Annotated in this window: 15 protein-coding genes; 7 read left to right on the top strand and 8 right to left on the bottom strand. The window is 37.9% G+C overall.

Annotated features, from left to right (window positions below):
- Positions 1-22: 22 nt before the first annotated feature.
- The 3 genes from OM074_RS14130 to topA form a co-directional block, all read right to left on the bottom strand.
- Complete coding sequence (locus tag OM074_RS14130; RefSeq protein ID WP_301200512.1) at positions 23-970, bottom strand: PorP/SprF family type IX secretion system membrane protein; 948 nt, start codon at positions 968-970, stop codon at positions 23-25.
- A 186-nt stretch (positions 971-1,156) separates the two neighbouring features.
- Positions 1,157-2,317 (bottom strand): arginase family protein, encoded by a 1,161-nt coding sequence (locus tag OM074_RS14125; protein ID WP_301200511.1) that lies wholly within the window; start codon positions 2,315-2,317, stop codon positions 1,157-1,159.
- A gap of 11 nt (positions 2,318-2,328) precedes the next feature.
- Positions 2,329-4,752, bottom strand: a complete 2,424-nt coding sequence (topA, locus tag OM074_RS14120) for a type I DNA topoisomerase (RefSeq protein WP_301200509.1) — start codon at positions 4,750-4,752, stop codon at positions 2,329-2,331.
- 268 nt (positions 4,753-5,020) lie between these two features.
- Between topA and OM074_RS14115 the strand changes: the two genes are divergently transcribed.
- On the top strand, positions 5,021-7,381 hold the full coding sequence (locus OM074_RS14115; RefSeq protein WP_301200507.1) for a penicillin-binding protein 1A: 2,361 nt from the start codon (positions 5,021-5,023) through the stop codon (positions 7,379-7,381).
- Between the two features lie 63 nt (positions 7,382-7,444).
- Here the strand turns inward: OM074_RS14115 and radA are convergent, their stop codons facing one another.
- The 4 genes from radA to panC form a co-directional block, all read right to left on the bottom strand.
- A complete protein-coding gene (gene radA / locus OM074_RS14110) occupies positions 7,445-8,809 on the bottom strand; it encodes a DNA repair protein RadA (RefSeq protein ID WP_301200505.1) in 1,365 nt (454 codons plus the stop codon).
- A 57-nt stretch (positions 8,810-8,866) separates the two neighbouring features.
- On the bottom strand, positions 8,867-9,370 hold the full coding sequence (gene rfaE2 / locus OM074_RS14105; RefSeq protein WP_301200503.1) for a D-glycero-beta-D-manno-heptose 1-phosphate adenylyltransferase: 504 nt from the start codon (positions 9,368-9,370) through the stop codon (positions 8,867-8,869).
- A gap of 67 nt (positions 9,371-9,437) precedes the next feature.
- Positions 9,438-9,788 (bottom strand): aspartate 1-decarboxylase, encoded by a 351-nt coding sequence (gene panD, locus OM074_RS14100; RefSeq protein ID WP_301200501.1) that lies wholly within the window; start codon positions 9,786-9,788, stop codon positions 9,438-9,440.
- Positions 9,778-10,638: a pantoate--beta-alanine ligase gene (gene panC / locus OM074_RS14095; RefSeq protein WP_301200499.1), complete on the bottom strand. Its 861-nt coding sequence runs from the start codon at positions 10,636-10,638 to the stop codon at positions 9,778-9,780. The genes panD and panC overlap by 11 nt, the downstream gene beginning before the upstream one ends.
- A 331-nt stretch (positions 10,639-10,969) precedes the next feature.
- Between panC and OM074_RS14090 the strand changes: the two genes are divergently transcribed.
- The 4 genes from OM074_RS14090 (at position 10,970) to OM074_RS14075 (ending at position 17,131) form a co-directional block, all read left to right on the top strand.
- Positions 10,970-11,776: a glycogen/starch synthase gene (locus tag OM074_RS14090; RefSeq protein WP_301200497.1), complete on the top strand. Its 807-nt coding sequence runs from the start codon at positions 10,970-10,972 to the stop codon at positions 11,774-11,776.
- Positions 11,777-11,940: 164 nt separating this feature from the next.
- A complete protein-coding gene (locus OM074_RS14085) occupies positions 11,941-13,881 on the top strand; it encodes a DUF4954 family protein (protein WP_301200495.1) in 1,941 nt (646 codons plus the stop codon).
- A gap of 74 nt (positions 13,882-13,955) precedes the next feature.
- On the top strand, positions 13,956-15,791 hold the full coding sequence (glmS, locus tag OM074_RS14080) for a glutamine--fructose-6-phosphate transaminase (isomerizing) (RefSeq protein WP_301200493.1): 1,836 nt from the start codon (positions 13,956-13,958) through the stop codon (positions 15,789-15,791).
- A gap of 170 nt (positions 15,792-15,961) precedes the next feature.
- A complete protein-coding gene (locus tag OM074_RS14075) occupies positions 15,962-17,131 on the top strand; it encodes a protein disulfide isomerase family protein (RefSeq protein ID WP_301200492.1) in 1,170 nt (389 codons plus the stop codon).
- A 279-nt stretch (positions 17,132-17,410) separates the two neighbouring features.
- Here the strand turns inward: OM074_RS14075 and OM074_RS14070 are convergent, their stop codons facing one another.
- The gene (locus OM074_RS14070; protein WP_301200490.1) at positions 17,411-18,967 is read right to left on the bottom strand and encodes a glycine--tRNA ligase; all 1,557 of its coding nucleotides are present in this window, start codon (positions 18,965-18,967) and stop codon (positions 17,411-17,413) included.
- A gap of 296 nt (positions 18,968-19,263) precedes the next feature.
- On the opposite strand from OM074_RS14070, the gene nadB reads away from it, so the two are divergent.
- A complete protein-coding gene (nadB, locus tag OM074_RS14065; RefSeq protein ID WP_301200487.1) occupies positions 19,264-20,838 on the top strand; it encodes an L-aspartate oxidase in 1,575 nt (524 codons plus the stop codon).
- 47 nt (positions 20,839-20,885) lie between these two features.
- Positions 20,886-22,145 carry a glycosyltransferase gene (locus OM074_RS14060; protein WP_301200485.1) on the top strand — a complete coding sequence of 420 codons (1,260 nt, stop codon included), beginning with the start codon at positions 20,886-20,888 and terminating at the stop codon, positions 22,143-22,145.

The following is a 22,145-nucleotide window of genomic DNA, read 5'->3' as shown; positions in this document are numbered from 1 at the left end:
TAATTTCTAAAATTTCTATCTACTATAAATATCTAACGCTTTTGTAGCGTTTTGTTCTTTTTTCAAAATCAATATCAAAATTATATCCAATCATCAACTCATGGCTACCACCTTTACCTGCTGTACCAATAGCTGATGTAGTAATATCATAACTATAACCAAAACGAACACCATTTTTCATTTCCAATCCTCCCATCAGCACAATGGCATCCTGATACCTATAAGTTAATCCACCCCAATATCTCTTTTTATATCTTATTAAAGTATTCAGATCCACCTGAAAACTACTTCCATCTGTTTTATAAAACAACGATGGCAAAATTTCATATGGTGTATCTTCAACTTTATGGTTATACCCACAAGTCAGATAAAAGGTTCGGGAATAAGAAAAATTTATTTCATCCTTATAATTTGGCCTTGGTTTATTTAAATGCGACAACGATGCTCCCGCATACAATTTCTTTTGCTTATAGAAGATTCCAAATCCGGCATCCAGTGCAGATCCTGATACTTCTGCCGAAGTCAAACTTGGGTCATCGTCTACATAAACATCGTTATCCATGGAGGGAAATTTAAAACCACTCCCATCAATACTCTGATTAACAAGTCCCAAACTTAAACCTACAGCTATTGTCCCCTTTTGCAATTCAAACCTGGCTGAATAATTGAGCATCATTGACAAACTGGTAATTAATCCAATCTCATCATTTACAATCCCCAATCCAATTCCTGAATCCAGTCCTAAAAAATTTACCGGCATATCGCCACTAAAAACTGTTGTCTGAATCCCCAAATCCCCACTCCACTGATTTCTGTTTAAAGCCACTAAATTTATCGACTCCGAACTCCCTGCATATCCGGGGTTGACAGCCAGCATGTTAAACATATTCTGACTATACTGCGGGTCGAACTGTGCGTTCATTTTTGCGGCAATGCAAAATATAACAAAAATCAGAATTCTCCTAACCATTTACTTCAGATATAAAAAACTCAAAGAACCCTGCTTTTTCAACAAATACATAAGTCTCTGCCCCTCAGCGCATTACAATCTCGACCAATGGTATTTTTTGTAAAAAAAACTGAATTCGTATACTTCAATTTATTTATAAAGGTTTCGTTTTTATGACTTAATCATGTTAATTTTTTCCAAATGACGTCAAATTTGCAAGCCCTTTTGAAAAAACCTCCACCATTTGTCAGGCATATTACCTCCTTGTGTCAATTCATAATCTAATTTACTACATGCCAAAACCCTAACATCTTCTTTCCAGGGCACCTCAATCCACCACCTGTCATTAACCCTGTTCGTATAAAAACGGATATCTTCGCTAAAATTGTGCAAATGCACAATAAAAATTTTATAACTCTCCGAATCAATATTTGGTACATCTATTATTTTCTGAGAAATTCCTTCCAGCAAATGCCATACAATCTGAGCACTTAAACCCGCCCCTTTTTCCTTATCATCAAAGTCAGGGTTAAATTCCTGAAGACAAAAGAATTTTAAGTTATCGCTCATTCCGGCATACCATGCTATCTGGCACGCCTCATATCCGGTAAAACCATTTACATTGATATTGCTATAATAAGGCATATAACTTTCCTGAATTGCCCCTACATCAAATCCTACCAGATCTGCATCCCTCAAAAGCGGTTCCACTTGCTGTATATTATCATTCCGAACCTCTCCCAACCGAACCATATCCCAATACAGTTCATTCATCTGATCTTCCTGGCTGGTACCAACAAGATATTTCTGAACTCCTATTACATTCAATTCAAATATGGACTTCCCAATATTTGATTTCAACTGTGATAAAACCGACTTTGATGAATAATCGGACTCAGAAACCGCAAAATCAAGTCTGGAATCTACCAGCGACAAAGCTACTTCATCAGCTAACTCAACATTTGATTGGGCTATAGGCAAAATATAATCCTGGCCTCCGCCCAATACCAAGCCTACCACCTGATACTCCAAAAGCTTTTTTGACACCTCTCTAAGAGCAAAAAAACGATCATTGAGGGTTTTCCCCTTAATGTTACCCAAATCAATAACTCTTAACTCCCTGGACGTTTTTCTTAAACATGCCAAATGTTTGCGGATTTCACTAACTGCTTTGTCAACTCCTTCATTACCCACTGCATTAACCCCATCTGCAATCCCTATAATAGCAACATCATATTGACTGATTTCTTCATCAATGCAACTGCAAAATCCATAAGTAATTTGATTACTCAATTCATCCTCTTCAGGCATCAAGCCCAAAGATTTATTCTGTTTACTTACTATTTCAAAAAAGTCACTAATATTCACCAGTTACAATCTTATTTCTTTGTTGCCTTTTTAGCTTTGGTAGTCTTTGTTGCTTTTGTTGCCTTAGTTGTTTTGGTTGCGGCTTTCTTTTTTGTTGTCTTTTTTCCCCCTTCTTTAATCAACTTCTGACAATCTTCAAAAGAAAGCTCTTTAGGATCTGTATCTTTAGGGATTTTGTAATTCTTTTTTTGATAAGCAATATAAGGCCCCCATCTTCCGTTCAAAATCTGCAATTCCGGATCCTCATCAAAACTCTTGATAAACTTCTCCCTGTCAGCCTTTCTTTTCTCTTCAATTAAAACTATCGCCCTGTCGAGCTCTATGCTCAAAGGATCATCAACCCCTTTCTTCAGCGACACAAATTTACCATCATGGCGCACATAAGGACCAAACCTACCGATACCCACAACTACTTTCTTATCTTCATACAATCCTAAATCCCTGGGCAGATCGAATAATCGCAATGCCTCTTCCAGGGTAATTGTCTCAAGATGCTGTCCTTTCTGAAGTGAAGCAAATTTTGGCTTTTCAACTTCATTATCTTCACTACTTTCTCCCAACTGAGCCATTGGTCCATAGCGTCCGATTTTTACACTTACAGGCTTCCCTGTTTTCGGATCCTCACCCAATAGCCTTTCCCCGCTATTTCTTTCCGAGTTTTCCAAGGTGTCTTCAACCTGTTTATGAAAATTTTTATAGAAAGAATCTATGGCTTCATTCCACACAATTTTACCAAGGGAAATATCATCAAACTCCATTTCCACCTTAGCGGTAAAATCGTAACTAACAATATTGGGGAAATATTTCATTAAGAAATCATTCACCACCATTCCTATATCTGTAGGGAATAATTTATTCCTTTCGGCTCCTGTTATTTCTTTTTTTACTTCAGCACAAATTTCGCCATCAACCAGCGACAAATAATTATACTCCCTTTCTTTTCCTTCACGCTCTTCCTTAACAACATAGCCTCGGTTCTGAACTGTTGATATGGTTGGCGCATAAGTAGATGGACGACCAATACCTAAATCTTCAAGTTTCTTAACTAGGGAAGCTTCTGAATAGCGGGCAGGCTTTTGAGTCCACCTCTCCCTGGCCTCAATAATATCAACTCCTAAAGCATCACCTATCTTCATCGGCGGCAACAACCCTCCATCTTCTTCAGCTTCAGATTCATTTTCGTTTTCCGAAGCCTGAATATATACTTTAAGAAAACCATCAAATTTTATTACTTCTCCGGTTGCAGTAAACGTTTCCTCAACTCCACTTCCTTTAATGCTGATGGTTGTCTTTTCCAGTTCAGCATCACTCATTTGAGACGCAATGGTTCTTTTCCAGATCAGATCGTATAGTTTTTGCTCCTGCTGTGAGCCGGATACACTTGATTTTTCAAGATAAGTTGGACGAATGGCTTCGTGAGCTTCCTGAGCTCCCTTGCTCTTGGTTTGATACTTCCGTATTTTCAAATATTCCTCACCCATTTCTCCGGTAATTTGATCGGCAGCCATTTTTAAGGCTGCATCTGCCAAATTAACCGAGTCGGTACGCATATAGGTTATTTTACCGGCTTCATATAGCTTTTGTGCTACAGACATGGTTTGAGAAACCGAAAAGCCTAATTTCCGGCTTGCCTCCTGCTGAAGCGTAGATGTTGTAAACGGGGCAGCCGGTGTTTTTTTCAAAGGCCTTTTGGTAACCCCCTCTACAGTCCAACTCGCATCTTTACACTTTTCTAAAAATGAATTGGTTTCTTCAATAGTTGCAAACCGTTTCGATAGCTCGGCTTTCATTTCTGAAACCTTTCCATCTTTTCCTTCTATTGTAAATACAGCGGTTACACGATAAGATGACTCAGCATTAAAGGCAAAAATCTCCCTTTCCCTTTCTACAATCAACCGAACTGTGGCTGATTGAACCCTACCTGCAGATAAGGATGGCTTAACTTTTTTCCATAAAACCGGAGATAACTCAAAACCCACCAGTCTGTCCAACACCCTGCGGGCCTGTTGCGCATTTACAAGATTTATATCGATATCCCTAGGTTTTTCAACGGCATTAAGAATGGCACTTTTTGTAATTTCGTGAAAAACGATCCTTTTTGTATTCTCCGGAGTCAAGCCCAATTCATCATACAGATGCCAGGCAATGGCCTCTCCTTCACGGTCTTCATCGGAAGCTAGCCATACGGTCTGCACCTCTTTCGACAACTTTTTCAGTTCTTTAACAACATCCTTTTTGTCATCAGACACTATGTAATGAGGCGTAAAATTATTTTCTATGTCTATACCGAAATCTTTTTTAGCCAAATCTCTGATATGACCATAACTTGACTTTACCAGAAAATCTTTGCCTAAAAACTTTTCAATTGTCTTGGCCTTAGCTGGGGACTCCACTATTACCAGATTACCTTCACTTGCTGCGCTCTTTTTTGCCATCTACAATTTTATATTTGGAACCATTTAATGCAGAAAAACTTTTAAATTGTTTATACTACTATGGTTAAAAATTCGTTTTTTACTTTAAAGGCGTCAAATTTAAAAAATTATCCTATAAATTCTAACCCTAACAACTCTAGAATTATTTTTTTATAGTGGAAGCATCTCATTCAAACAATATCAAATTACAATCACAAGACGAACTCCACTACTTTAAATATTACGTAAAAATGCTAATTTTACCGCAAATTTTCAACTATACAACATTATGTCATCAAGTAATCACAAAATAAAAAAAGTACTTTACTGGTTTTGGGGATGTGTACTGTCTGCCTTTTTAATGGTATTTATCCTGTTTTTCATGATTGCCAAAGGTTTTTTGGGAGTAATGCCTTCATTCGAAGACCTGGAAAATCCCAAAAACAGCATTGCAACCGAAGTTATTTCCGAAGACGGCAAAGTATTGGGAAACTTTGCCATTGAAAACAGGACTTTTATTGATTTTGAACAACTCTCTCCTTATTTAGTGAATGCCCTGGTTGCCACCGAGGACGTGCGCTTTTACGACCATTCAGGAATCGACCCAAGGGGACTACTGCGCGTTGCTGTCAGGACTGTTATTATGGGAGACAAAGGTTCCGGCGGGGGAAGTACGATTACCCAACAGTTAGCCAAACTGCTGTTTCATGAACCTGCCAAAAACATTTGGGAAAGGGCTTTACAAAAACTAAACGAATGGGTAATAGCAATAAAACTAGAAAAAAGCTATACAAAGAATGAAATCATAACTATGTACCTGAATAAAGTAGAATACATATATGATGCATACGGCATAAAATCTGCTGCAAAAACATTCTTCAACACTTCTGCCGACACCATTAAAATAGAAGAAGCAGCCACACTTGTGGGTATGCTCAAAAACCCTGCACTGTTTAATCCTGTCAGAAGAAAAGACACTACTGAATTCAGAAGAAATGTTGTATTAAACCAAATGAGAAAAGCACAATTTATCAGCGAGGCTGAATATGACTCATTGGCCAACATCCCTTTAACATTAAAATTCAATAGAAGAGACCATAAAGAAGGTGTTGCTCCCTACTTGCGCGAACACCTTAGGCTAACTCTTAATGCACCAAAACCTGAGAGAAAAAACTACCCTTCATGGTTACAAGATAAGTTTGTTGCCGATAGTATAGAGTGGGAAAATAATCCGGCATATGGTTTTATTAACAAAACCCTGAAACCCGACGGAACCCATTATAATGTATACAGGGATGGCTTGAAAATTTACACTACGGTAAACTACAAAATGCAGACCTATGCTGAACAGGCGGTTAAAGATCATCTTGCCAACAACCTCCAGCAAGCCTTTTTCAGAGAAAAGAAAGGCAGAACAAGGGCGCCTTTTACAAACAAATTGTCTCAAGAGCAATATGATGCCATCATCAACAGAGCCATAAAAAATTCGGAAAGATACCGTGTATTAAAGAAGGCTAAGTTTTCGAAAGCAAAAATCATGGAATCGTTTAACACTCCAACTGACATGCAAGTGTTTACATGGAATGGTGAGAGGGACACGGTTTTAACGCCTTTGGATTCTATTAAGCACTTAAAATTTTACCTGAGAGCTAGTCTATTCTCTATTGACCCATCAAACGGACACGTTAAGGCCTATGTTGGTGGTCCAAACTTCAAGTATTTTATGTACGATATGGCTACACAGGGCAGAAGACAGGTGGGATCAACTATTAAACCTTTTGTATACACACTTGCCATGCAGGAAGGGCACACCCCTTGCGAGATGGTTCCGAATATCCCGCAAACTTTTGTGTTGCCAGATGGAAAAACCTGGACTCCTAAAGATGGCGGGCGCTCACGCAAAGGTGAGATGGTAACACTTAAATGGGGCTTGGCCAACTCAAACAACAATATATCTGCCTGGGTAATGAAACAATACAACCCAACAGCAGTCAGGCGGATGATTCATGAACTTGGAATAAAAAGCCCAATGCCGGCAGTTCCTTCCCTATGCTTAGGGATTCCTGATTTTACATTACAGGAAATGGCAAGTGCCTATTGTACCTTTGCTAATAAGGGCGTACACATTGAACCAATCATGATATCACGAATTCAGGATAGGTTTGGCAACGTGATTGCACAATTTACGCCTCAGAAAAAGGAAGTGATTAGTGAAGAAACAGCTTTTTTAATGCTCAACCTATTACAAGGAGTTGTTAATCAAGGTACTGGCATAAGACTAAGGTACACCTACCAATTCACCGGGCAAATTGGCGGAAAAACAGGAACGACTCAAAACCAGTCTGATGGTTGGTTTATAGGCGTAACACCTAACCTTGTAACAGGAGTATGGGTTGGAGGTGAAGACAGAGACATCCACTTTGACGGAATTTCTTTAGGACAAGGATCCAACATGGCACTTCCGATATGGGCATTATATATGAAGGAAGTCTATAACGACGAATCTTTGCCAATTACTCAAGATGATATATTTGAAGAACCTATAAATTTCACGCTTGATTTGAACTGCGAAGGAGATAATACACCTAAAAATAACGAAGAAGATAACGAAGAAGAATATTCCAATGGTGATGAATCTGAATTCTTCTGATAAGAAAACAAATATCATTACAAAAGGTCGGGATAACATTTTTATGTTCCGACCTTCTTTTTTTTATGCAAACAAAAGCTTAAATGCCTCTTCCAATTTACTTACCTGAAACACTTCAATTTCATATTTAGAGAAATCTATCCCCTTGTTAAATTTAGGAATAATTATCCTCTCAAATCCCAGCTTAGAAGCTTCTCCTATACGCTGCTCAATCCGTGTAACTGGTCGTATTTCACCAGAAAGCCCCACTTCACCGGCAACGCAAACTCCCGAAGGCATAGGTATATCAATATTAGAAGATAATATTGCAGAAACCACAGCCAGATCAATTGATGGGTCATTAACCTTGATTCCTCCTGCTATATTTAAGAAAACATCTTTTACAGCCAGCTTGAACCCAGCCCTTTTCTCCATTACTGCAAGCAGCATATTTAACCTTCGCAAATCAAAACCTGTAGAGGATCTTTGAGGAGTTCCATAAGCAGCAGTGCTTACCAATGCCTGCACCTCTATTAAAAACGGCCGCATCCCTTCAACGGCTGCAGCGATGGCAACGCCACTCAAACTTTCATCATGGTGCGAAAGCAACAACTCTGAAGGGTTTACTACTTCCCTCAAACCATTTCCGAGCATCTCAAATATCCCTATCTCTGCAGTTGAGCCAAAACGGTTTTTTATAGACCTCAAAATCCGGTACATATGATTACGGTCCCCCTCAAACTGAAGCACCACATCAACCATATGCTCCAATACTTTGGGACCGGCAAGATTGCCCTCCTTATTAATATGCCCGATAAGAATCACTGGAAGGTTCTTTTCTTTGGCAACCCTAAGGATGGCCCCTGTACATTCCCTGATTTGGGAAACGCTCCCAGGCAAAGAATCTATCACCTCACTACTAATTGTCTGGATAGAATCTACCACCAGTAAATCCGGATTTGTATTTTTTATGTGCCCTAAAATTTTTTCAAGGGAAGTTTCACTCACTACCAGGCAGTTTTCTCCCCCGGGATGAATCCTATCAGCCCTCAGTTTAATTTGCTGCGGGCTTTCTTCTCCAGAAACATATAAAACCTTTCGCGACTTTACCTGCAGAGCCATCTGTAAAACAAGCGTTGACTTTCCTATCCCAGGTTCTCCACCTACTAAAATTAGCGATCCGGGCACCATTCCACCTCCCAACACCCTATCCAACTCACCGTTTGAAGTATTTATCCTTGGTAATTCAGAAATCTCAACCTCTTTAATTGCAACCGGCTTTGCCGATTCAGTGGCCAAAAAAGACTGCGAAGCAGATGTTTTGGTCGTTTTTACAACCAATTCTTCCACAAAAGTATTCCATTGCCCACAGGCATTACACTTCCCAATCCACTTTGGGGATTCTGTGCCACAGTTTTGACAAACAAAAACCGATTTTGATTTAGCCATACAACCAAGATAAACAAATTGTACAAAAAGATATATTCACAAAGCTAAACAGGGACTTTACAAAGCGCCTTTCTCCTTTACCTCACTTGCAATTTTTTCAATGATATTTGTGGTGGAAAAACCATCAACAAAGGTGATAGTTTCTACAGAACCACCCCGTTGGGTTACAATATCATACCCTACGATATCTTCCACATTGTAATCTGCCCCCTTTACCAACACGTCGGGCTGAACTGTTTTAATCAGTTCATATGGGGTGTCCTCATCAAAAAACACAACAAGATCTATAAATTCAAACGCAGCCAGAACAATTGCGCGGCTTTCTTCATCCACTATAGGTCGTGTTGGCCCTTTTAACCGCTGCACCGAAGCATCTGTATTTAGGCCTAGTACCAATTTACTTCCCTTATCAGCAGCTTTTGACAGGTACTCCACATGACCTCTGTGAACCAAGTCGAAGCAGCCATTAGTAAACACCACCTTTTCCCCATGCTTCTGCCACCCTGATACAATTACATGTGCCCTTTGGGCATCAATTATTTTCGAATAAAAATTCTCCATACCTAATTGTATTAAAAAAACAAACCCCGGAATAAACCGGGGTTAATTTGCTTCTTTAGTTATGTTGTTATACCAGCCTATTTGTTTCTGTATCCGGAAACACAAAAACCGGTTTAAACTGTTTGGCTTCTTCAAGAGGCATCGATGCATAAGTAATAATTATTATCACATCGCCAACTGCAACTTTACGTGCAGCTGCACCATTAAGACAAATAACACCAGAACCACGTTCTCCTTTAATAACATAGGTTTCCAATCGCTCACCATTGTTATTATTCACCACCTGAACTTTTTCGTTCTCAATTATAGTAGCAGCATCCATCAAATCTTCATCAATAGTAATGCTGCCTACATAATTCAAATTAGCCTCTGTCACCGAGACATTGTGTAGTTTAGACTTTACAACTTCAACATTCATTCTGAAAGTTTTTGTAAATCAAATTATCAATCAATCTTACCTTATCTGCAAAAACAGCAATACAACCAACTATATAATCACTCTTATCCCAATCATCAACCGGTTGTAATGTATCACCATCTACAATACTAAAATATTCAACCTTGAGCAGTGCAGACTTATTTATGTTCTCAACAACAAAATTAATAACTTCTTTTGTATTTCTTGTTGTAATTAACTCCTTAGAATCAAATAAAATTTTCGAAATCAATACAGATTCCCTTCTATATTCCTTACTTAGCAAGGCATTTCGGGAACTCATAGCCAAGCCATCCGCTTCACGAACTATAGGGCAAGGAACAATTTCTATGTTATAGTTCAGCATCCGGGTCATTCGTTTTATTATGGCGAGCTGCTGAAAATCCTTTTCACCAAAAAAAGCTTTATCGGGCTGTACCAAATCAAAAAAACGGCTAACTACCTGCGCCACACCATTAAAATGACCGGGTCTAAATTCCCCTTCCATTACCTTATCCAACAAACCAAAGTCAAAAATCCTTTCATCTTTCTCAGGATATACTTCTTCAACTGAGGGATTATAAAGAATATGGCAAGCCGTCCCTTCAAGCTTTTTAACATCATCATCAATTGTTCTTGGGTAGTTTTTCAAATCATCAGCATTATTAAACTGAGTTGGATTTACAAAAACACTAACAACAACAACATCCGACATTTTAGACGCCTGACCCACCAACGACAAATGTCCCTGGTGCAAAGCTCCCATCGTGGGAACAAAGCCTATCGTCTTTCCTTCCTTTTTATGTCTCTCAACAAGGCACCTAAGTTCCTCTGCCTTAACAACAATATCCATGATATATTCAAAAAAAACGCCGCAAAGTAAATAATAATATCAATACGATAAAAGCACTTATATCATTACCCGCAAAAATATTTTCTATATCAAAAACCAATCCCACCCCAACCATCAGCAACAAAAGTCATTGCCACTCAATAATATCAACCATTCTAAAATGAAAAAGTTTTTGTTTATCAAATCAGCATTTAATTATTTTTTAAGATTTTTTAATGAAGTACTGCCTTAAATTTGAAGAATATATAAACCGACCACTTTGTTTGAGAACTATATTTTTGTAATTTTGCACCTTAATTATTTTGAATAAGCAAAATTGACCACAAGTACGATGGAAAAAACAAAGGTTTTATTTATTTCCCAAGAAATTACTCCATACCTTCCCGAATCTCACATGTCGAAGATAGGAAGATATTTACCTCAAGGAATACAGGAAAAAGGAAAAGAAATCAGAACATTCATGCCAAGATTTGGATGTATCAACGAAAGAAGAAATCAATTGCATGAGGTAATACGGTTATCGGGAATGAATTTAATCATTGATGATACTGATCACCCGTTGATCATTAAAGTTGCCTCCATCCAGGCAGCCCGTATGCAGGTATACTTTATCGATAATGAAGATTATTTCCACAGAAAATCTACTTTGGTTGACAAAGAAGGTGCCGAACATATGGACAACGATGAGAGGGCGATCTTTTTTGCAAGAGGTGTTTTAGAAACAACAAAAAAATTACGATGGACTCCTGATGTTATCCACTGCCATGGATGGTTTACCGGATTGGTTCCATTATATATTAAAAAAGCAATGAATGAGGATCCTCATTTTGCAAATTCTAAATTGGTTTACTCCGTTTACAATGATGATTTCTCTCAAACGTTCCCTGAATCATTCCCTGAGAAATTTACATTGGAAGGTGTTGAAGGAAGCGACTACGAAGGACTAACTCCTTTCAACTTCCAAAACCTTAGTAAACTAGCCATTAACTTTAGTGATGGAATTATTAAAGCACATCCTGATGCCAGTGGTGAAATCATTGATTATGCCAAAAATTCAGGCAAACCTTTCCTTGATTTTCATGATGAAGAAAGTTATATAGAAGCATACAATGAATTCTATGACCAGTTAGTGAATTAATATTTAACAATCATATACAAAATGCCATGCTTAATTATAAGCATGGCATTTTTTTTGGGCACGATCAACCGCAATGCCAGCCCTTGAATTTCTTTTTACAAACTATTTACCAATTCCTATTTGTCTTTTTCATATTTTAGCCTGACAAAATATAATCCATACAAATGAACTTTAGAAAACTAAACAACTCGGAAATCCAACAACTAGAAAATCAAAACTGTAAAGCTGTTGATGGATGGGAAAACGTTTTTGTTACAAACTCTTTTGTACCTGACAATATTAAACACACCACCTTTTCTGGTGAAAATTATATCGGCCTTTTAAACCAGAAACTTCAGCTTGGCGGGGCCAGTGATTTTTCAGGTATTTATAATGCCCATTTGCACAATTGCCGAATAGGAGACCAGGTATATATTAAAAACATCAGCAACTCTATTTGCAATTACAATATAGAAAATGATTGCATCATCCAAAACACCAACTCCATACAAGCAATAGGTGAATCGAGCTTTGGCAACGGGGAAAAAATAACTCCAATAAATGAAGCCGGAGGCAGAGAAGTTCATATTTACAATGAACTATCAGTACATACAGCTTATATTATGGCCTTTTATTCTGCCAATCCAAAACTTACCAATAATATTAGGAAACTGATTACTGAATATTCTGATAAAATAAAATCAAGCAAAGGGACTGTAAAACAAGGTACGTCTATATTAAACTGCGGAACTATCACTAATGTAAATTTTGGTTCTTATTGCAAAATTGAAGGAGCTACCTATTTAAACGAGGGAAGCATAAACAGCAGCAAAGAAGCACCTGCGTACGTTGGCTATAATGTTAATGCCTCACATTTTATTTTATCGACAAGTTCTATAGTTTCCGACGGAGCTTACCTCCGGCACTGTTTTGTTGGTCAGGGGGTTGAAATCTCCAATCATTATACAGCAGAAAACTCGGTATTCTTTGCAAACAGTCAATGCCTTCAAGGCGAGGCCTGCGCTATATTTGCAGGTCCCTACACCGTAACACACCATAAATCCACTTTGCTCATTGCTGGGTATTATTCCTTTTTTAATGCCGGGAGCGGAACCAACCAAAGCAACCATATGTACAAGCTTGGGCCGGTACATCAGGGCATTATTGAAAGAGGTGGAAAAACAGGTAGCGACTCTTATATTTTATGGCCCGCAAAAATAGGCGCTTTCACAATGATTCTTGGCCGACACTATTCCAACCCTGATATTTCAGACCTGCCTTTTTCTTATTTTATTGAAGAAGATGGCAAGAGTATTTTAATGCCGGCGCAAAACATTTTTAATGTGGGGATAACCCGCGACGTTGACAAATGGCCCAAACGTGACAAACGCAAAGGCAGTGTACTGTACGACAAAATTATTACTGAAGCATTAAATCCATATACAATTAATAAGATTCTGAATGCGATTTCATTGCTGAAAAAACTTCAGGAAAAGGCCACTCCTGAAAGAAAAACCATCATGTATAACAGCACCCAGTTATCATTAACCATGGTAAAAAGGGGAATCATGCTATACGAACAAGCATTAATCAAATATGCAGGTGATGCGTTGGTAAATAAATTAAAAGATTCCAACTTTATAGAACCGGCAAATTATTCAGGCATAGAAGAGTGGATTGATTTAGGAGGATTAATCTGTAAAAAAACAGACATCCGATCTCTTGAAGATGATCTTTCGGGCAACAAAATGAAAATTGATGATTTAAACCAGTTGTATGAATCGCTTTTTATTAAATACGAAGCCAACAAACAGGCACACGCCTTTCAAATATTAAATAATTATTTTAACATTGACACCAATTTAAAAACAGAACTGGCTGCCTTTATTGACAAATGGGTTGAGAACAATAATAAAATTTTATCCGCCATTACTTCTGATGCAAAAAAAGAGTTTAACGCCAAAACCAAAACCGGATTTGGCCACGATGGTGGAGAGAAAGAAAAAGAGGATGATTTTTATGCCGTCAGAGGTAGTTTTGAAGAAAATGATTTTGTTGTTTCGCTTACACAAACCTTTACAAAGGCAAACAGTGAAGCAAATGACATTAAGGAATCTATATTATAATCAAATAAAGAATACGTATATACACAAATCAAATTGTCATATACATTAATGAATAACAATTAAAGCAACAGACTATGTGTGGAATTGTAGCATATGTAGGTAAAAAACCTGCTTATCCTATATTAATAAAAGGTCTTCAAAGGCTGGAATACAGAGGGTATGACTCTGCAGGAGTAGCATTGATAAACTCAGGCACCCATACTTATAAAAAGATGGGAAAAGTTAAAGATCTTGATGACTTTGCAAAGGATCAAAAGGTAACCGGCAACATTGGAATTGGCCATACACGATGGGCTACCCACGGAGAACCCAACGACTCAAATGCGCACCCACATACTTCAATGAATGGAAAATTCACATTAGTTCACAATGGGATTATTGAGAATTATGCCCATATCAAAAAGGAACTAATTAACCGAGGATATAAGTTCCAGAGCGAAACCGATACTGAAGTACTTGTAAACTTTATTGAAAGTATCTACATGGAACAAAAAGTAGATGCCGAAATTGCAGTTAGGGCTGCATTATCTAAGGTTATTGGGGCATATGGTTTGGTGATTTCATGCGAAGATGAAAAAGAAAAACTAATTGCAGCAAGAAAAGGAAGTCCACTGGTTATTGGCGTAGGCGAGCATGAATATTTTTTAGCATCCGATGCATCACCAATAATTGAATATACCGATCAGGTGATCTACTTAAACGACGAAGATGTTGCTATTTTAACCCAGGACGACCTGGTATTGAAAAATATCCAAAACGACAAGCAAAAACCTAAGATCCAAAAGATTGAGCTAAGTATAGACGAGATTGACAAGAATGGATACGAGCACTATATGCTTAAAGAGATCCACGAACAACCCACATCAATCGGTGATACTTTCAGGGGTAGAATCTCAATTGATAAAACAAAGATATTTTTGGGAGGTATTATAGATGTAATGCCTAAACTAACTCAAGCCAAAAGGATCATCATAGTAGCTTGTGGTACATCATGGCACGCTGGTACTGTTGGCGAATATTTATTTGAGGAATATGCAAGAATACCTGTTGAAGTTGAATATGCAAGCGAATTCAGGTACCGCAATCCAATTATCAACCAGGATGATGTTGTTATTGCCATTTCACAAAGTGGGGAAACAGCAGACACGCTGGCTGCAATTAAAATGGCTAAAGAAAAAGGTGCAACTATTATTGGCATCTGTAATGTAGTTGGCTCATCAATACCCAGGGAAACACATGCCGGAGTTTACACCCATGCCGGGATTGAGATAGGTGTTGCTTCAACAAAAGCCTTTACCTCACAGGTTACTGTACTAACCATGATGGCCTTTATGATTGGCCGAAAAAGAGGTAACTTATATGATGATCTATACAAGAAACTAATTCATGAACTGACGTTAGTCCCTGAAAAACTGGAAATCATATTAAAATCAGAAAACTACATTAAGGGAATTGCCGAAATGTATAAAGATGCAACTAACGCTCTTTATCTAGGAAGAGGCTGCTTATTTCCTGTTGCACTAGAGGGTGCCCTCAAGCTTAAAGAGATTTCATATATCCATGCTGAAGGCTATCCTGCTGCAGAAATGAAACATGGCCCTATTGCCCTGATAGATGAAAACATGCCTGTTTTTGTTATCGCTACAAAGGATAAATCCTATGAAAAAATTGTGAGCAACATACAGGAAGTTAAGGCCAGAAGCGGTCGTGTCATTGCTATTGTTACAGAAGGTGATGAAACCATTAAAAATATGGCGGATCATGTTATAGAAGTTCCTGATAGCCACGAATCAATTGCACCATTGTTAACCGTAGTTCCACTTCAGATCATCTCATACCATATTGCTGTTATGAGAGGTTGTAATGTTGATCAGCCCCGAAATTTGGCAAAATCAGTTACCGTTGAATAAGCGATCTAATTAATATTAATATCATAAAGACCGATGAGAATTCTGTTTCCATCGGTCTTTTTTTATGCATTAACCTTAATTAACCGACAAGAGACCACAATTAACTATGCATTAACCCATTTTGCCACTTGTGATTTATTACTTTGAGCACTAATAAAAATATTTTGACAATGAAAAAAATACTTTTTACTGCTATAGCAGTACTAATGACAGCAAATATATTTGCTCAGGGAATTGAATTTGAACACGGCACTTTTGAAGAAGCTTTAGCCAAAGCTAAGCAAGAGAATAAGATGGTTTTTATGGACTGTTACACAAGTTGGTGTGGCCCTTGTAAGCATCTGGCCAAAAATATTTTTACACAAGAACAAGTTGGTACGTATTTCAATAAAAACTTTGTGTGCATAAAAATGGACATGGAGTCTGAGGCAGGAAAACCTCTAGCTCAAAAATATAGCATTAAAGCCTACCCAACTCTACTTTGGCTTAATGCAGATGGAATTATTCAACACAAAATGGTAGGAGCCGGTGATGCATCAACCCTTGTTGAAACAGCAAAAATCGCAAATGATCCCGAACGCAATTGGGCTTCGCTCGAAAAAAAATACAACAACGGGGATAGAAGCATTGCATTTTTACAGGAATTTCTATTAACCGGATCAGAATGTGGATTCAACATAAAAGAAGCCAGCGATGCTTATTATGCCCAAAGAAAGAACGAGGATTTAATAAACGCCACAGACTTGGAGATTATTTTCAGAACAGTCCAATCCACCTCAGATGATAAATTCAAGTATGTGCTGAAAAACAAAGATAAATTCATGCAATTAGATAATTCCTTGAATGTTTATCAATTTATTGAACAAGTCATGAGCACGGAGTTAGCAATGGTAATGAGATCAGGAGACAATGAAGCTATTGAAAACAAAAAGAAGGAATTATCTCAAATTGATGAAAACTTAGCCAATAAAATTTTTGACGGGATGGAGTTGAATATGCTTTATCGTAGTCCTGACAAAACAAAATTCTATAATGCATTAGCAGATTATAGTATCAAATACGAGTTTGACAACTCTGAATCATTAAACCAGTATGCCTGGACAATTGCTGATGCCAAAGTTGAATTAAACAAAGAGATTCTTACAAAGGCAATGAAAATTGCTAAAAAGTCGGTTGAAATTAACGCAAATTTTGCCAACACAGATACATATGCATTAACACTTTATAAATTGGGTATGCAAGAAGAAGCCATGAAATACGCCAAAAAATCAATTGCATTGGCTCCTGAAGAAAGTAAGAATGATTTATGGTCGGCCAAGCTGGTTAATGGTACTTTGTAAATTATACACTATTAACTAATTATCTTTTTCAATTTTAACGAAAGGGCTACCTCATGAGTAGTCCTTTTCCATTTTAAATTAAACCAAAGAATTATCAACAATAACCCAGATAGCTAACCATTCCTGCTTTCTCATTCATTAGATATTCTGACTAAACAAAGAGATCCACTAAAACTATTCAGGTTAGAAAATAAAAATCCCCTTAACCGAATTGCTAAGGGGATTTCAATTATCTTAAAAAAGTAATATTAAGCACCATTCAATATTTCTTGGCTCCTATTACTTTACCAGTCCTTTATATAAATGTTTCTTGCTCACTTTTTCATCCAGGATAGCCTCAAGGTTATCAATATTAACCCTTTCCTGTTCCATAGTATCCCTATAACGAATAGTTACAGTATTATCTTCCAAAGTTTGGTGATCAACAGTAATACAGAAAGGCGTACCAATAGCATCCTGACGGCGATAACGTTTTCCTATTGAGTCCTTTTCATCATACTGAAGGTTATAATCAAGTTTTAATTGATCAACAATCTCCCTTGCTTTCTCTGGAAGACCGTCTTTCTTAAGCAAAGGAAGCACTGCCATTTTTACCGGAGCCAATACAGCAGGCAATTTCAACACAACCCTCATTTCCTTTTTACCTTTTGAATCTGCCACTTCTTCCTCAGTATAGGCACCAGCCATCATACTTAAGAATGTTCTGTCTACACCAATAGAAGTTTCAATTACATAAGGAACATAGCTTTCATTTAATTCCGGGTCAAAATACTGTAGTTTTTTACCTGAATATTCCTGATGTTGCGACAAATCAAAGTCGGTTCTTGAATGAATCCCCTCAACCTCCTTAAATCCAAACGGCATTCTGTATTCAATATCAGTAGCGGCGTTGGCATAGTGAGCCAACTTTTCATGGTCGTGGAAACGATAATTATCATCTCCCATTCCCAACGACTTATGCCATTTCATACGAAACTCTTTCCAATACTCAAACCATTTCATTTCCTCGCCGGGACGAACAAAGAACTGCATCTCCATCTGCTCAAACTCACGCATGCGGAAGATAAACTGACGCGCCACAATTTCATTCCTAAAGGCCTTACCAATCTGAGCAATCCCAAATGGGATTTTCATCCTACCAGTTTTCTGAACATTAAGGAAGTTCACGAAAATTCCCTGAGCAGTTTCAGGGCGAAGATATATTTTACTTGCTCCATCAGCCGTTGATCCCATCTCAGTTCCAAACATCAGGTTAAACTGGCGAACATCAGTCCAGTTTTTAGTTCCCGAAATAGGACAAACAACTTCATTATCCACAATAATTTGCTTTAGCTCTTCAAGGTCATTATCATTTAATGCTTTAGTAAAGCGGGCATGGATCGCATCAATTTTTTCCTGGTTTGCCAAAACCCTTGGATTAGTTGATTTAAACTGATCCTCATCAAAAGATTCACCAAAACGCTTTTTAGCTTTTGCGACTTCTTTTTCAATTTTGGCTTCAATTTTCTGAATCAAATCTTCAATCAACACATCGGCACGGTAACGTTTTTTACTGTCTTTGTTATCAATTAAAGGATCATTAAAAGCATCCACGTGGCCAGAAGCTTTCCATGTTGTTGGGTGCATAAAAATAGCCGAATCAAGACCAACAACATTTTCATTAAGCTTAACCATAGCATCATACCAAAAAGTTTTGATGTTATTTTTAAGCTCAACACCTAGTTGACCATAATCATAAACAGCTCCCAGTCCATCATAAATCTCACTTGACTGAAACACAAACCCATACTCTTTACAATGGGCTACCAATTTTTTAAAAACATCTTCCTGAGCCATATTTTCTATACAGTATAATAGATGATCAGATTAAATAAGTTCTAATTTCTTATTACCTAAATCCAGTTAATATTCAGTTGAACATCTCCTAATCCATTGAATTACGGAGAATTGTTTTGCGAATGCAAAAATAAACCAAAATTCTTTTTTTCCGAATTATTAGTCTGCGTAATATGATTTTTTCTGGCTCGCGTGCAACATATTGTTAATTACTTGACATATCTACACCATGCATCTCCCGAAATAACTATATTTGTAGCTTCAGTTTATTAAAATTTGCCACTGGTTATAGTAAAATGAGAAAAAAAGTAGATTTTTTGGTGATAGGCTCAGGTATTGCCGGATTAAGCTTTGCTTTAAAAGTAGCCGACTTCGGTAAGGTACTGGTTATCAGCAAAACGAAAATTAATGAAACCAACACTGCATATGCACAGGGTGGCATTGCCTCGGTAATGTACGAACCTGACAATTTTGACAAGCACATTAATGACACCATGGTTGCCGGCGACTTTTTATCAAACCCGGACGCGGTAAAAATGGTGGTTGAGAACGGCCCCGAACAAATCAAACAGCTGATTGAATGGGGTACAGAGTTTGACAAAAAAGACAAATCACATTATGACTTGCACAAAGAAGGCGGACATAGTGAATTCAGGATTCTTCACCACCTTGATAATACAGGTTTTGAAATTCAGAGAGCTTTGATTGAAAAAGCAAAACAACATGAAAACATTGAGCTTTCTGAAAACCTTTATGCCGTTGACATCATTACCCAACACCATTTGGGTGAGATCACATACAGATGGAGATCGGATGTGGAATGCTATGGCGCTTATGTTTTAAATGAAGAAACCCAAAAGGTAGATACCATTCTGGCAAAAATTACCATGATGGCAACGGGTGGGATTGGCAACATATATCAAACCACTACAAATCCAACCATTGCCACTGGAGATGGAATTGCAATGGTTTACAGGGCAAAAGGCATTATAGAAAATATGGAATTTGTGCAATTCCACCCTACCTCACTGTACAACCCAAAAGAAAGGCCTTCATTTTTAATCACTGAAGCCATGAGGGGGTATGGAGCGCTGCTGCGAAGAAGGGACGGCGCCCTTTTTATGGAAAAGTATGACGAGCGCGGTTGCCTTGCCCCTCGCGATATTGTTGCCCGGGCCATAGATAATGAAATGAAAAATACGGGCGATGAATTTGTATATTTGGATGTGACCCATAAAAATGCTGAAGAAACAAGGAATCATTTCCCAACAATTTATAACAAATGCCTTGAATTAGGTGTAGATATCACAAAAGATATGATTCCCGTTGTACCTGCTGCTCATTACCTTTGCGGTGGCATAAAAGTGGATTTAACCGGTCGAAGCTCCATAATTAACCTGTACGCTGCCGGCGAATGTTCCTCAACAGGGTTACACGGTGCAAACAGGCTTGCTTCCAACTCCCTGCTCGAAGGCATTGTATATGCTGACAAGGCCTCTAAAGATGCCATAGAAAAAATACAGGACATCAAGTTCAACACAAAGATACCTAGCTGGAACGATGAAGGGACATCGCACAACGAAGAAATGGTACTTATTACGCAAACCAATAAAGAAGTTGAACAGATTCTTAGCAATTACGTTGGTATTGTAAGATCAAATTTAAGGTTAAAAAGAGCTTTAGACCGACTTGAGCTGATTTACCGCGAAACAGAATCCCTTTTTGACGATTCCATTGTCACTCAGGAGCTTTGCGAACTCAGGAACAAAATCAATGTTGGCTATCTAATCATCAGAATGGCCATGAAAAGAAAGGAGAGCAAAGGGTTGCACTATACGCTTGATCAGAACAAGCTCAGAACAAAATTGTAAACCCGGACATAGCGATATTAAATCACAATATTTATTAGCAAAGGATTTTGAAAATACTAATCATAAATAAATCAGCTCATTCCGGAGGAGCCGCTGTTGCTGCCAACAGGCTTTATACTTCATTAAAGGATATTGAGGCTGACGTTGGTATGTTGGTTGAAGAACCTGTTAATAAAAATGTGGATATATCAACCATTTGTCATAAACGCATTGACAAAAAAAAAGCTTTTAACCGTTTTATAAAAGAGCGTTTATATTTTTTGCCTTACGAAAAAAACAAAACGGTTCGATTCAGCTTTTCCCCTGCAGTTGCGGGCATTGACATAAGCCAACATCCCATGGTACAGGAAGCAGATATCATTCATCTGCACTGGATTAACCACGGGTTCCTGTCACTGAAAAATCTGGATCAGTTATTCAGGCTCAAAAAACCGGTAGTATGGACCATGCATGATATGTGGCCTTTTACAGGAGGGTGCCATTATGCAAATACATGCAACCACTACATTGACACTTGTGGGCATTGCCCTTTCCTTCGGTGGTCGAACAGCTGCGATCTTTCTTCAAAAATCCATGAAAAAAAATATAATATATGGAACCAGGCGAATATCCATGCTGTTTCGTGTAGCAAATGGCTTGGGTCATTAGCCCAGGAAAGCTCCCTGTTGCGAAGAAAAAAAATATACTCAATCCCCAATCCTATAGACACAAATGTTTTTGCACCCATGAACATGGATGAATGCAGAAAAGAAATGGGATTGCCTTTAAACAGGAAACTCCTGTTGTTTGGAGCGGCTAACATCTCTGATCCAAGAAAAGGAGCCCGCTACCTCATGGAAGCATTACATATTTTGGACATCAGATATCCGGAATTATCTGACAAAATAGAATTGATCATTTTTGGAAAAAGCAAAGATATAGACTTTAACAAATACCCCTATAAAGTTCATTCATTAAACTATATTGACGGAACTGAGCAGATGGTAAAACTATACAATTGTGCCGATGCATTTGTACTTCCTTCCTTACAAGACAATCTGCCCAACACGGTAATGGAAGCCCAATCGTGTGGGATACCGGTTGTTAGTTTCAGGGTTGGAGGCGTACCTGAAATGATAGAAAACAAAAAAAATGGTTTTTTAACCACCATGAAAGATTCAGATGGCCTGGCTTTGGGAATTTATGAAGCTTTGTTTAACACCGACCCTAAGGCAGTAAAAGAAAACGCCAGAAATTTTGTGCTATCCAACTATTCCAACAAACTAATCGCCAATAAGTATATGAACTTATACAAAAGCTTGTTGTAA

This window comes from Plebeiibacterium marinum (assembly GCF_026013615.1).
Classification (GTDB): Bacteria; Bacteroidota; Bacteroidia; order Bacteroidales; family Marinilabiliaceae; genus Saccharicrinis; species Saccharicrinis marinus_A.
This window is presented reverse-complemented; position numbering and strand designations above follow the sequence as displayed.

Excerpts from the sequence above, each read along its gene's own strand:
- OM074_RS14130 (WP_301200512.1), bottom strand. The coding sequence starts at position 970 with ATGGTTAGGAGAATTCTGATTTTTGTTATATTTTGCATTGCCGCAAAA.
- topA (WP_301200509.1), bottom strand. The coding sequence starts at position 4,752 with ATGGCAAAAAAGAGCGCAGCAAGTGAAGGTAATCTGGTAATAGTGGAG.
- OM074_RS14115 (WP_301200507.1), top strand. The coding sequence starts at position 5,021 with ATGTCATCAAGTAATCACAAAATAAAAAAAGTACTTTACTGGTTTTGG.
- radA (WP_301200505.1), bottom strand. The coding sequence starts at position 8,809 with ATGGCTAAATCAAAATCGGTTTTTGTTTGTCAAAACTGTGGCACAGAA.
- rfaE2 (WP_301200503.1), bottom strand. The coding sequence starts at position 9,370 with ATGGAGAATTTTTATTCGAAAATAATTGATGCCCAAAGGGCACATGTA.
- panD (WP_301200501.1), bottom strand. The coding sequence starts at position 9,788 with ATGAATGTTGAAGTTGTAAAGTCTAAACTACACAATGTCTCGGTGACA.
- panC (WP_301200499.1), bottom strand. The coding sequence starts at position 10,638 with ATGGATATTGTTGTTAAGGCAGAGGAACTTAGGTGCCTTGTTGAGAGA.
- OM074_RS14090 (WP_301200497.1), top strand. The coding sequence starts at position 10,970 with ATGGAAAAAACAAAGGTTTTATTTATTTCCCAAGAAATTACTCCATAC.
- OM074_RS14085 (WP_301200495.1), top strand. The coding sequence starts at position 11,941 with ATGAACTTTAGAAAACTAAACAACTCGGAAATCCAACAACTAGAAAAT.
- glmS (WP_301200493.1), top strand. The coding sequence starts at position 13,956 with ATGTGTGGAATTGTAGCATATGTAGGTAAAAAACCTGCTTATCCTATA.
- OM074_RS14075 (WP_301200492.1), top strand. The coding sequence starts at position 15,962 with ATGAAAAAAATACTTTTTACTGCTATAGCAGTACTAATGACAGCAAAT.
- OM074_RS14070 (WP_301200490.1), bottom strand. The coding sequence starts at position 18,967 with ATGGCTCAGGAAGATGTTTTTAAAAAATTGGTAGCCCATTGTAAAGAG.
- nadB (WP_301200487.1), top strand. The coding sequence starts at position 19,264 with ATGAGAAAAAAAGTAGATTTTTTGGTGATAGGCTCAGGTATTGCCGGA.